This is a genomic window from Brevundimonas sp. SORGH_AS_0993, assembly GCF_030818545.1.
GTDB lineage: Bacteria > Pseudomonadota > Alphaproteobacteria > Caulobacterales > Caulobacteraceae > Brevundimonas.
The window spans coordinates 2974991-2986043 of record NZ_JAUTAH010000001.1; the positions used below are offsets into that span (position 1 = coordinate 2974991).

General features: G+C 66.4%; 10 protein-coding genes. 2 read left to right on the top strand and 8 right to left on the bottom strand.

Annotated features, from left to right (window positions below):
- Nucleotides 1-124: 124 nt before the first annotated feature.
- A complete protein-coding gene (locus tag QE389_RS14550; protein WP_307368810.1) occupies nucleotides 125-1372 on the top strand; it encodes a dicarboxylate/amino acid:cation symporter in 1248 nt (415 codons plus the stop codon).
- A gap of 149 nt (nucleotides 1373-1521) precedes the next feature.
- Complete coding sequence (locus QE389_RS14555; protein WP_307368813.1) at nucleotides 1522-2508, top strand: YciC family protein; 987 nt, start codon at nucleotides 1522-1524, stop codon at nucleotides 2506-2508.
- Nucleotides 2509-2518: 10 nt separating this feature from the next.
- Here the strand turns inward: QE389_RS14555 and QE389_RS14560 are convergent, their stop codons facing one another.
- The 8 genes from QE389_RS14560 to QE389_RS14595 form a co-directional block, all read right to left on the bottom strand.
- Nucleotides 2519-3397 (bottom strand): RDD family protein, encoded by an 879-nt coding sequence (locus QE389_RS14560; protein WP_307368816.1) that lies wholly within the window; start codon nucleotides 3395-3397, stop codon nucleotides 2519-2521.
- Complete coding sequence (locus QE389_RS14565; RefSeq protein WP_307368817.1) at nucleotides 3387-4397, bottom strand: stage II sporulation protein M; 1011 nt, start codon at nucleotides 4395-4397, stop codon at nucleotides 3387-3389. Before QE389_RS14565 ends, QE389_RS14560 begins: the two co-directional genes overlap by 11 nt.
- Nucleotides 4394-5710 carry a DUF58 domain-containing protein gene (locus tag QE389_RS14570; RefSeq protein WP_307368819.1) on the bottom strand — a complete coding sequence of 439 codons (1317 nt, stop codon included), beginning with the start codon at nucleotides 5708-5710 and terminating at the stop codon, nucleotides 4394-4396. The genes QE389_RS14565 and QE389_RS14570 overlap by 4 nt, the downstream gene beginning before the upstream one ends.
- Complete coding sequence (locus QE389_RS14575) at nucleotides 5707-6663, bottom strand: MoxR family ATPase (RefSeq protein WP_307368821.1); 957 nt, start codon at nucleotides 6661-6663, stop codon at nucleotides 5707-5709. The genes QE389_RS14570 and QE389_RS14575 overlap by 4 nt, the downstream gene beginning before the upstream one ends.
- Complete coding sequence (locus QE389_RS14580) at nucleotides 6650-7876, bottom strand: DUF4350 domain-containing protein (RefSeq protein WP_307368823.1); 1227 nt, start codon at nucleotides 7874-7876, stop codon at nucleotides 6650-6652. Before QE389_RS14580 ends, QE389_RS14575 begins: the two co-directional genes overlap by 14 nt.
- On the bottom strand, nucleotides 7873-8499 hold the full coding sequence (locus QE389_RS14585) for a DUF4129 domain-containing protein (protein WP_307368825.1): 627 nt from the start codon (nucleotides 8497-8499) through the stop codon (nucleotides 7873-7875). Before QE389_RS14585 ends, QE389_RS14580 begins: the two co-directional genes overlap by 4 nt.
- Before the next feature lie 86 nt (nucleotides 8500-8585).
- A complete protein-coding gene (locus QE389_RS14590; RefSeq protein WP_307368828.1) occupies nucleotides 8586-9560 on the bottom strand; it encodes an NAD-dependent epimerase/dehydratase family protein in 975 nt (324 codons plus the stop codon).
- Complete coding sequence (locus tag QE389_RS14595) at nucleotides 9560-10882, bottom strand: UDP-glucose/GDP-mannose dehydrogenase family protein (RefSeq protein WP_307368831.1); 1323 nt, start codon at nucleotides 10880-10882, stop codon at nucleotides 9560-9562. Before QE389_RS14595 ends, QE389_RS14590 begins: the two co-directional genes overlap by 1 nt.
- Nucleotides 10883-11053: the final 171 nt, after the last annotated feature.

An 11053-nucleotide genomic window follows, 5' to 3' on the forward strand; every position in this document is an offset into this window, starting at 1 on the left:
GGCAGGGATTCGCCTGGTCTGAACGAAGAGATGTTCAAGGGGCGGCGGAGTCGTGTATTCGCCGCCCATTCTTTCATGACGCGCCACGGGTTTCGCGCCGCGTCGAAACGGGGACGATTTTTGCATGAAGCGATTGTTCGCCTATTTCGTCATCGGCGCGATGGTTCTGGGGGTTCTGGCGGGCTGGGGACTGAATCAGTTTCTGTCGCCCGAACAGGCCAAGGCCGCCGCGAGCAATCTGAATCTCGTCACCGACATCTTCCTGCGTCTGATCAAGATGATCATCGCCCCCCTGGTGTTCACCACCCTGGTCGCGGGCATCGCCCATATGGAGGACGCCGCCTCGGTCGGCCGCATCGGCGTCAAGACCATGGTCTGGTTCATCGGCGCCTCGGTGGTTTCGTTGCTGCTGGGTCTGGTCATGGTGCAACTGCTGCACCCCGGTTCGGGCATGCATCTGCCAGAAGCGGCCGCGGCCGCGACGACGGCGTCCACTGACGCCTTTTCCCTGCACGGCTTCATCGCCCATCTGGTGCCGACCTCCATCTTCGACGCCATGGCCAAGAACGAGATCCTGCAGATCGTGGTCTTCTCGGTCTTCGTCGGCACGGCGGTGGCCTCACTGGACGACAAGGCGCCGGCGGTGCTGCATCTGGTCGAACAGGCGGCCTCGATCATGCTGAAGGTGACGGAGTTCGTGATGAAGCTGGCGCCCTTCGCCATCTTCGCGGCCCTGGCCTCGACCATCGCCACCCAGGGGGTGGAGATGCTGGCCACTTACGCCAAGTTCGTCCTGGGCTTCTATGGATCGATGGCCACCCTGTGGTTGCTGCTGTTCCTGGCCGGCGCCGTGGTGCTGGGCAAGCGGGTCGTTCCGTTGTTCCGGGAAATCCGCACCCCGGCGCTGCTGGCCTTTTCGACCGCGAGTTCGGAGGCCGCCTATCCGCGCATCCTGGATTCCTTGCCCAAGGTCGGCGTGCGCCGCCGCATCGTCAGCTTCGTCCTTCCGCTGGGTTATTCGTTCAATCTGGACGGGTCGATGCTGTACTGCACCTTCGCCACCATGTTCATCATGCAGGCGCACGGCGTGCATCTGAGCCTGCATCAGCAGATATTCATGCTGCTGCTGCTGATGGTGACGTCCAAGGGCATCGCCGGGGTGCCGCGCGCCTCGCTGGTCGTCATCATGGCGACCCTGACCTATTTCGGCCTGCCCGAGGCGTGGATCGCCATCGTTCTGGGCGTCGATCACCTGCTGGACATGGGGCGGTCGGCCACCAATGTGGTCGGCAACTCGGTCGCCGCCGCCGTGGTCGCCAAGTGGGAAGGCGAACTGGACCCCATCCCCGAGATCGAGGAAAAGCCAGCTTAGCCGCCCTCCTTTTCGGTTTTGACGACGCAAGGCCCGCCGGTCGAGGATCGGCGGGCTTTTTTCACTTTGTGGCGACCCGCGGGGACCGCTGGCGATAACAAGCTTTGCCTTGTACAACCACACCCTACGCTCGATCGACGGAGGTGACGGTGCGCGGCGAGGTTCTGACATTCGAGGCGACGACGGGCGAGGGGACGATCGCCGGAGACGACGGCGTGCGTTACGGATTTGCGGCGTCCGATCTGCGTGGCGCGACCTTCATAGAGCAGGGGCAACGGGTGGATTTCGTGCCCGGCGCGGACGGTCGCGCCCAAGACATCATCGCCATGCGCCCCGCCTATGTCCCGCCCTCCTCGGCCGGCGGCGGCAGAGGCCAGTTCGACTTCGGTGGGGTGATCTCCAGAACGTTCACAGCGGTTAAACAGAACGCCGCCATCTGCTTCGGCGCTTCCGCCGTCATGGTCGGCGTGCCGAGCCTGCTGACCGCGTTCGGCGGCGCCGGCTTCATGACGGGGGCGACAGAGCGGTCTTCCTCTTCGGTTATCGGCGGAGTCGTGGTCTATTTGGTCGGCATCGTGCTGTATCTGATCGGCGTCTTTGTGCTGCAAGGCATGGTTGTGAAGGTGGCGGTCGGCGGGTTCAACGGCAAGCGCGTGACCTTCCGGGACGCCTTGGGCGTGGGGGTGCAGTACTTCCTGCCCCTGCTGGGCCTTGCCATCGCTGCGGGTCTGGCGACGGGCTTGGGCTACCTTCTTCTGATCGTGCCAGGCGTTCTGCTGTCGATCGTCTGGTCGGTGTCGGCGCCGGCGCTGGTGATGGAGAAGCGCGGGGTGTTCGAAAGCCTGCAGCGCAGTCGTGACCTGACGCGCGGCTATCGCTGGCAGGTGTTCGGCTTGCTGGTCATCTACATAATCCTGTCCTGGATCGTCGGCGCCGCTGTGGCCGGCCTGGGGGTCGCCACCGGCGGCAGCTTCATGCAAGGCACGCCCAACCTGGCGTTCAACCTGATCACCCAGCCGCTTGTGAACATCCTGTCTTCCGTCGTCGCGTCAGCGGGCGTGGCGTCGCTCTATTACGAGCTGCGGACGGCCAAGGAAGGCGTGGGCGCGGACAATCTGAGGGCGATCTTCGATTGATCTGCGGCGATTAGACGTCGTGCTTGTCGCGGCGTCTGACGCCCATCAGCAGCTTTTGCTCCAGTCGACCGCGCAGGGCGGCGTAATAGGCGGTCAGGAAGTCGCGGTCGGTCTCATAGGGGCCGCGCGTCCAACCGATCTTGATCATGATGCGTTCGGCGACCGTTCGCAGGCTGGCGCGGTCGCCCTGGCGCAGAACCGATTCCAGGACGTGAAGTTCCTTGGCGCCATAGGCGTCGACCTGAGCCGGGGTGAAGGCGTAGTGCGTCATCCGACCCGCGCTTTCGTCGGCCATGTCGCGGGTCAGTTTGCGGCGCGGGGTCCGCACGACCCAGGTGCCGCCGACCAGATCCCCCACCCGCAGCCGGTCGCGGTTGAACAGGGGGAAAAAGACGAAGATCGCGGCCCAGATGAAGGTCAGCAGATAGATCCAGCCGTCCACACCGCCTTCGCTGGCCCGTGCGAACAGGACGGACATCGGCAGGAAGACCTCCAGTTCGCGCATGGCGTTGCGGGCGAAGACCGATTCCGCCTTCAGACGCCCGCCGTCGCGAGCGGCGACACGCAGACCCATGATCCGCTTGCCGGGCGTGGCCGCCGACGCCGACAGTTCGAAAGCCGTGAAATAGAAATTCCGCAGCAGGAAAAAGACCACCAGCCAGATCACCGCCATCATCTCGGCGCCAGCGGTCCCCGCCGCGCTGACCGCGCCGATGCCGGTGAAGACGACGGCCAGGGTGAAGGCGACCAGAACGGCGATGATGATGGCGGCGTCCAGCAGAAAGGCGCCGGCCCGCTGGCCCGCATCGCCGATGTTCAGACGCAGATCGACGCCCTCGGGCGTGACGAAGGCGCGTTCGGTGCGGGGGGCGGCCCGATCAGCGGACACGGGCGGCCTCCCGGCGTGGAGCGTAGAAGTAGGCGCCCCAGAGAACGGCGGTGGCGGCGGCCACGATGTAGCGCAGGGCCGTGTCGGCGATCAGCTGGCGCCCGAAGCCCTCCAGCAGCCCGGCGAGCAGCAGCATGACCACGACGCCGCCCATGACCGCACCGGCCGTGCGGCCCGCGTCCATGACCGCGTCCAGCCGGCGTCTCTGCCCTGGAAAGGCGATGGCCCAGCCGATGCGAAGGCCCGCAGCCCCAGCCAGAATGATGGCGAACACCTCGGTCACGCCGTGGATCAACAGCCACCCGCCCAATTCTACCCCCAGGCCCCGGCTGGCGAACAGGGTGAAGAAGGCCCCCAGAGTCGCGCCATTATAAAGCACCAAGAGCGCCGTCGGCAGGCACAGGGCGAACCCCAGAGCGAAGGCCAGAAACGCGATCTGGGCGTTGTGGGTGAACAGGAAGGCGGCGAAGACCGACAGGCCGTTGGCGTCGTGCGCGCCTTCCAGCGTCGCGCGCAATGTTTCGGTTGAGGCGGCCGGATCGCGCCCGCCGCTCAGTTCGGCCGGCACGAAGGCATAGAACCACTCGGGCTCGGTCGATACCAGCCAGGCCGCCGCCAGCGCGCCCAGCAGCATCAAGGCCGTCGACACCAGGGTCTCGCGCCACAGATTACGCACGGCGGCAGGCCAATCCGTGCGGAAGAAGGCAGTCAACCGATCCTGCAGCGTCGAGCGAGAGCCATAAACGAAGAAATAGGCGCGCGCAGAAAGCGTCTCCAGATAGTCGATCAGGCCCTGATCCAGCGAAGTCTCGCGCGCCACCGACAGGGCCGACAGGGTTGAACGATAGAGCGTCGGGACGGCCAGGATTTCGGCGTCCGTCAGTTTCGACAGCGAGCCCTTCTCGGCCTTGTCCATCAGCCGCTCTAGCCGTCGCCAGTCGTCCTCGCGCGCGCGGCGGAAGCGCTGGCTCTTCAGCAGGCCGGTTTCCAGACGGCTCACAGCAGATCCCTCCGCTTCAGGTCCAAGTAGGCGTTAAGGACGGCCGGGCCAATCTGGCGGGCGGGCGCATCGACGATGTGCGCTCCCATGCGGCGCAGCCGGGCGACGACGGCCTCGCGCTCACGCAACAGGGCGCCGGCGACGACGGCGCGCGACACGTCTTCGGGCGTTGTGGGTTCTGCGGCGGTCAGGTCTTCCAATTCTTCGTCGCGCAGCACGACGAACAGAACCAAGTGTCGACGCAGCAGGCGGCCCAGCGATTCGATCATCAGTTCGGCGGCGGTCGAATCGGTAAAGTCGGTGAAGACCACGATCAACGATCGGCGCTGGAGCTGGCCCGACAGGGTCGCCATGGCCAAGGTGTAGTTGGCCTCGTTCGTCGAATAGTCGATGCGGCCGGCCAGCGTCTGCAGGGTTTTGAAGGCGTTGATCCCGCCGACGGCGCCGGTGGACACGCGCGGCTGGGAATCGAAGGCGAAGACGCCCGTTCGGTCGCCTGAGCGCAGACAGGCACAGGCCAGAAGAAGGCCCGCATGGATGAAACGGTCGACGCGGGGCATGCCGCCCACGGGCTCGCAGGCCGCGCGGCCGCAGTCCAGCGCCAGGATGACGTTGTGGTTGCGCTCGGTGCGGAACTCCTTGGCCAACAGGGCGGCGTGACGGGCGGACTGTTTCCAGTCGATGGCGCGCCGGTCCATGCCGGGTTGGTAGTCGCGCAGGGCCTGGAACTCAGATCCTTCGCCGATCTCCAACTGGGTCTTGGCGCCGAACAGGGCGTCGCGGGCGAACAGACGCACGGCCTCGTCCCGCACACCCTGGAAATCGGTCAGGACGCGCGTCGCCAGGCCCAGGTCGAAGACCTTCTGCTTCCAGACCAGGCCCAGAGGACCGCGCCAGCGCACCCACAGGGCATCGATCGTCGCCGCGCCCCGCCGGTGCGGCGTGAAAGGAAAGGTCAGCCGCGCTTCTCGGGCCTGAAACATGGACCGCTGCGGGGCGCCGTCCAGACCCAGGCGCGCCTCGCCGGACAGGGCGCCCTCGACCGCTTTCGGGGCCGGGCCAGCGGGGGCGAAACGCAGCCTCAATCCGACCAGGCCGGGGCGCCCGACGGCGGGCCGCACGGGCTCGGGGGGGGCGACGCTCAGTCCCGCACGCGAACCGGCTATCAGCGCATCCAGCGCCGCGAACAGCGCGACGGCCGCAATCCAGATCGGCCCTGCCAGCCAGCCGGCCGGAGTCAGCACGCCGAACAGCAGGGCGACGGGAACGCCCGCCGCCATGACCGTCACTGCGCGTCGCGTGGGATAGATCACCGAGGCGCCGCCACCTGATCCACCAGGCCCGTCAACACCTGTTCGACCCGTCGACCCTCGATCTCGGCGGCGGGCGACAGCACAAGGCGGTGGCGCAGGGTCGGCACGGCCAGGGTCTTCACGTCGTCCGGAATCACATAGTCGCGCCCGTCCAAGGCCGCGCGGGCGCGGGCGGCGACCGCCAGCATGGCGCCGGCGCGGGGGGAGGCGCCTGTCTCCACATCGGCCGAAACCCGCGTGGCCCGAACCAGGCCGACGATATAGCCGACAACCTCGTCCGTCAGACGGACGCCCGCGACCGAATCGACGGCGGCGTTGATGGCTTCGGCGTCGACCGCCCTCGCCACGCCCAGGGCGTCGGGATGCATCTGACCCGCGCGCGAACCATGGGCGGCGATGATGGCGCGCTCCTGATCGACCGAAGGGTAGTCGAGCACATGTTTGAACAGGAAGCGGTCCAGTTGGGCTTCGGGCAAGGGATAGGTGCCCTGCTGCTCGATCGGGTTCTGGGTGGCCACGACGGTGAAGCGCGGGCTCAGCGCATGAGGATCGCCGTCGATGGTGATCTGGCGCTCCTGCATCGCCTCCAGGAGGGCCGCCTGGGTCTTGGGCGGGGTGCGGTTGATCTCGTCCGCCAGCAGGAGTTCGCAGAAGATCGGCCCGCGCGTCAGCGTGAAGCTGGACGTCTGGAAGTTGAACAGGTTGGAGCCGATGATGTCTCCCGGCATCAGGTCGGGCGTGAACTGGATGCGGCCGTAGTCCAGACCGACCGCCTGGGCGAAGCTTTGGGCCAGCAGGGTCTTGGCCGTGCCCGGCGGGCCTTCCAGCAGCACATGGCCGCCGGCGAACAGGGCGGTCAGCAGCAGATCGACTGCATCGTCCTGCCCCACGACCGCCTTGGCGATCTCGGTGCGAATGCGCGCGGCCAGCGCCTTCACCTCATTGACGTCCACGGGTCATCTCCTGATTCCAGCGATAGAGGGCGGCGGCCACCTTGATAAGATCGCCGGGCGTCTTGGCCGCCCTGGCCTGTTCGACCAGGGCGGAATAAGCGTGCTGTGCGCCGACGGTGCGGCCGACGCGGTCCAGAAAGGCGTCCAGAGCGGCGTCGTCGAGCGCGCGGGGCGCGCCGATGGCGCGGGCGACGGCGGCGCGCATGATCTGGGCGTAGGGAACCGCCATGTGCGGCTCGCGCCGGGCCAGACGGACCAGGCCGGCGGTGTTGTCGGCCAGGCCGCGCTTGCCCAGAGCGATGATCCGACTGCGATCCTTCGGCGCCCCGAACCGTACCGCCGCGTGAAATCCGGCCAGGGCCGCCAGGGCTGCAAGAACCAGCGTCAGACCCAGCAGCGGCGGTTCAAGCATCAGACGCAGCAAATTGCGCGACCGCTGGAACCCGTTCAGCGTCAGGTCGAACACTACCGGCGCGCCGCTGGGCCGAACGATCGCGATCAGGTCGCGGGCCGTGCGGGCGCCGGCCAGGGTCTTCAGTCCGCCGTTGCTGATTAGATCGGGATCGGCCAGCACATAGATGCGGCTTTTCCTATCCATCGCCAGCACGGATCGCCCCTGATCGTCGATGACGACGGGAATCCAGTCGGGGCCCTCCAGGGTGCGAAGCTGCATTGTCTCTACTGGCGCGCCTAAGGCGCTCCCGTTGGGCCGGCGCAGAACCAGACGCGCCCTGTCGGAACGGGTGGTCAGCTTGCTGGTCTTGCGCAGATCAGCGTTCAGCGGCGACAGCGCCGCCTCTGCGGGGATAAGGCCGGCCGTGCGAACCCAGCCCGGATGATTGGGATCGGGCGCCGCATTCCATTTCGGCAGAACGACCAGAGTGGCGCCGTAATGTTTGATGTCCTTGATCTGCTCGGGCTTGGTGTCTGGACGCGGCGTCAGAACCAGCAGGCTTTCGTCCGAGGTTTCGGTCAGCACGCCGCGGTTCAGCAGCACGGGCGCGCCCAGATTGCGTAGCAGCACCGTAAGGCCGCCGAAACCGACGGACGACCGGGACAGCGCGTGTGTCCCGCCGTCGTTGCCGGACTTCAGTTCAGGGGCATAGGCCGACAGCACGCCGATCCCGGCCAGGGACACCATCCCGACCAGCAGAACCACGAGAATGACGGTGGGCGAGAAGGCGGCGCTGGCCGCCCTGTTCGATCGGCTCATGCGCGCCAGCCTTCCGGCAGGGCGAAAGCCTCATAGGCCCGGCGACAGGCGGCGAAGTCCTTCGCCTCGACCGGCGCGCCGCCGAACAGGCTGCGCTCCACGACGCGGCCGATCTGGGCGAAGGCAGGACGGGCGGCCTCCGGCAAGGCCTTCAGGCCCGCGATCTCGCGCGTGGTCAGGGAGGCGCGCAGGGTGCGGGGCTGACGCTTTTCGATGTCCTGAACGCTGCGCAGCAACAGCAGGTGGGAGGCTTCGGCATAGAGCCCCTGGGCCGCCAAAGCGTCGGCCTCGGTCAACAGATCGCGGGCGGTCTGGGCCTCGGGACGCCATTCGGTTTCGCGCTGGGTCTTGGGTTTGTTCGCCTTGGGGCGCGGGCGGCGAATCCGCAGGATCTCGCGTCCGATAGCGAACAAAACCAAGCCGACCAGCAGCACAAGGCCGCCCCAGAAAACCCACTTCAGAACCGGCGCGACATCCTGGGTCAGATCGCCGATCCAATACAGCCAGCCTGGCGCCTTGGGCGGCGTGAAACCCACCCGGTCGAACTGAAAACCCGGGTCCTTCAGCAGGCGGTCGTGAGCCTGGACCAGGGCTTCGTCAGTGGGCGAAGCCCTGGTCTGCATCGTGAAAAACCGTCCCGCGTTGAGACCCCAAGCCTTACCGTGCGGGGAGCCCCAGTCAACTGCAACGGTTGCACGCGCGCCGGGCGTCAGCCGACCTCGAAACCGCGCCACCATTCGACGAATCGCTCAAGCCCCGCCTTCAGCGGAAACCGGGGACGATAGCCCGTCAGGGCGTGCAGCTTGTCGATGTCGGCATAGGTGGAGGTGACGTCGCCGGGCTGCATCGGCTGCATGATCTTTTCCGCCTTCACCCCCAGAGCCTCCTCCAGAATGGAGATCATCTCCATCAGGCCGACAGGCTGGTTGTCGCCGATGTTGTAGATTTCGTGCGCCCTGTGCGCGGGCGGATGGTCCAGCACTCCGACGATCCCATCGACGATGTCGTCGATATAGGTGAAGTCGCGCGACATCCGACCTTCGCCATAGACCTCGATCGGTTCGCCGGCCGCGATCCTCCGGCTGAAGCTGTAGTAGGCCATGTCCGGCCGACCCCAGGGCCCATAGACGGTGAAAAAGCGCAGGCCCGACTGCGGGAAGCCATAAAGCGTGGCGTAGCTCTGGCTCATCAGCTCGCACGACCGCTTCGTCGCCGCATAGAGGGACACGGGCGCGACCGCCGGATCGCTTTCCTTGAAGCCCTCGCCGCTGATCGGCCGGTCGCCATAGACCGAGCTTGAGGAGGCATAAACGAAATGGCGCACGCCCGCGTGGCGCGCGGCTTCCAGCAGGGACAGGTGGCCCGCCAGATTGGACCGCTCATAGGCGAAGGGGTTATGGATGGAGTATCGGACGCCGGCCTGGGCGGCCAGGTGCACGATGTGCCGCACGCCCTTGTCCGCAACCAGCGCCCGCATGGCCGCGCCGTCGGCGATATCGGACCGCACCATTTGAAAGCCGGGGCGGCCTTCCAGCCGGGCCGCCCGCGCCGCCTTAAGTCGCGGGTCGTAGTAGGCGTTGAAATTGTCGACCCCGATCACGGCATCGCCGCGATCCAGCAGCCGCTCGGCGGTATGCATGCCGATGAAGCCGGCGGCGCCTGTTACGAGGATCGGCGCGCCCATCAGCCGCGCCCGATTCCGCTGTAGCGGAAGCCCTTGGCCCGCATGTCCTCGGGACGATAGATGTTGCGCAGGTCGATCATGACGGGCTGTTTCATCAGTAGCTTGACCCGGTCCAAATCCAGGGCGCGGAACCGATCCCATTCGGTGACGATGACGACGGCATCGGCGCCCAGCACCGCTTCATAGGCGTCGGATTTCATCTCGACCCCGTCCAGCAGCTTGGCCGCCTCGTGCATGCCTTCTGGATCGAAGGCCTGGACCCGCGCACCGGCCGCGATCAGGGCCGGGGCGATGTCCAGGGAAGGCGCGTCACGCATGTCGTCGGTGTTGGGTTTGAAGGTCAGGCCCAGAAGGCCGATGGTCTTGTTGGCCACGCTGGTTCCCAAGGTCTTCTCCACCCGGCCGGCCATGGCCTTCTTGCGCGAATCGTTCACCTCGACGGTGGTTTCGATCAGCCGTGTGGGGGCGCCGTGCTGTTGGGCCGTGCGCACCAGGGCGATGGTGTCTTTTGGGAAGCACGAGCCGCCATAACCCGGCCCGGCGTGCAGGAATTTGGAGCCGATCCGTTTGTCCAGGCCGATGCCGCGCGCGACCTGCTGCACATCGGCGCCGACCGCCTCGCACAGGTCCGCCATCTCGTTGATGAAGGTGATCTTCATCGCCAGGAAGGCGTTGGCGGCATATTTGATCAGCTCGGACGTGCGGCGGTTGACGAAGAGCAGGGGGCTCTCGTTCAGGTTCAGAGGGCGATACAGTTCGCTCATCACCGTGGAGGCGCGGGTCCCGACGTCGCCCTTCATGTCATTGACGCCGATGACCACGCGGTCGGGCCGCTTGAAGTCGCCGATGGCCGCGCCCTCGCGCAGGAACTCGGGATTGGAGACAACGGCGAAGTCCGCGTTCGGATTGGTCTTGCGGATGATGGCCTCGACCTCGTCGCCCGTGCCGACGGGAACGGTGGATTTGGTCACGACCACGGTGAAGCCTTCGATCAGGCTCGCGATCTCCTCGGCGGCGGCATAGACATAGGAAAGGTCGGCATGACCGTCGCCGCGCCGCGAGGGTGTGCCCACGGCGATGAACACCGCATCGGCCTTTCGGATGGCGTCCGCGCCATCCAGGGTGAAGGACAGGCGGCCTTCACGCACATTGGTTTCGACCAGGTCGTCTAGGCCCGGCTCGAAGATCGGAATCTCGCCCTGCTCCAATCGCGCAATCTTGGACGGATCCTTGTCGATGCAGGTGACGACATGGCCGAAGTCGGCGAAGCACGCCCCTGAGACGAGGCCGACATATCCTGTGCCGATCATTGCGACGCGCATTAGGAACTACCTTGGTTGGCTGTGGGGAAGGCCATACGAAGGAAAGAGACGGGGCGCAACGAAGCCGCGCCAAGGCGACCGCTAAGGTCGGCTATGGGAGAGCTCCATCAAGGCAGCGCGGACCTCCCGGTTCGTCGACTCCGAGTCTTCGAGATTTCTTCGACGTATCGT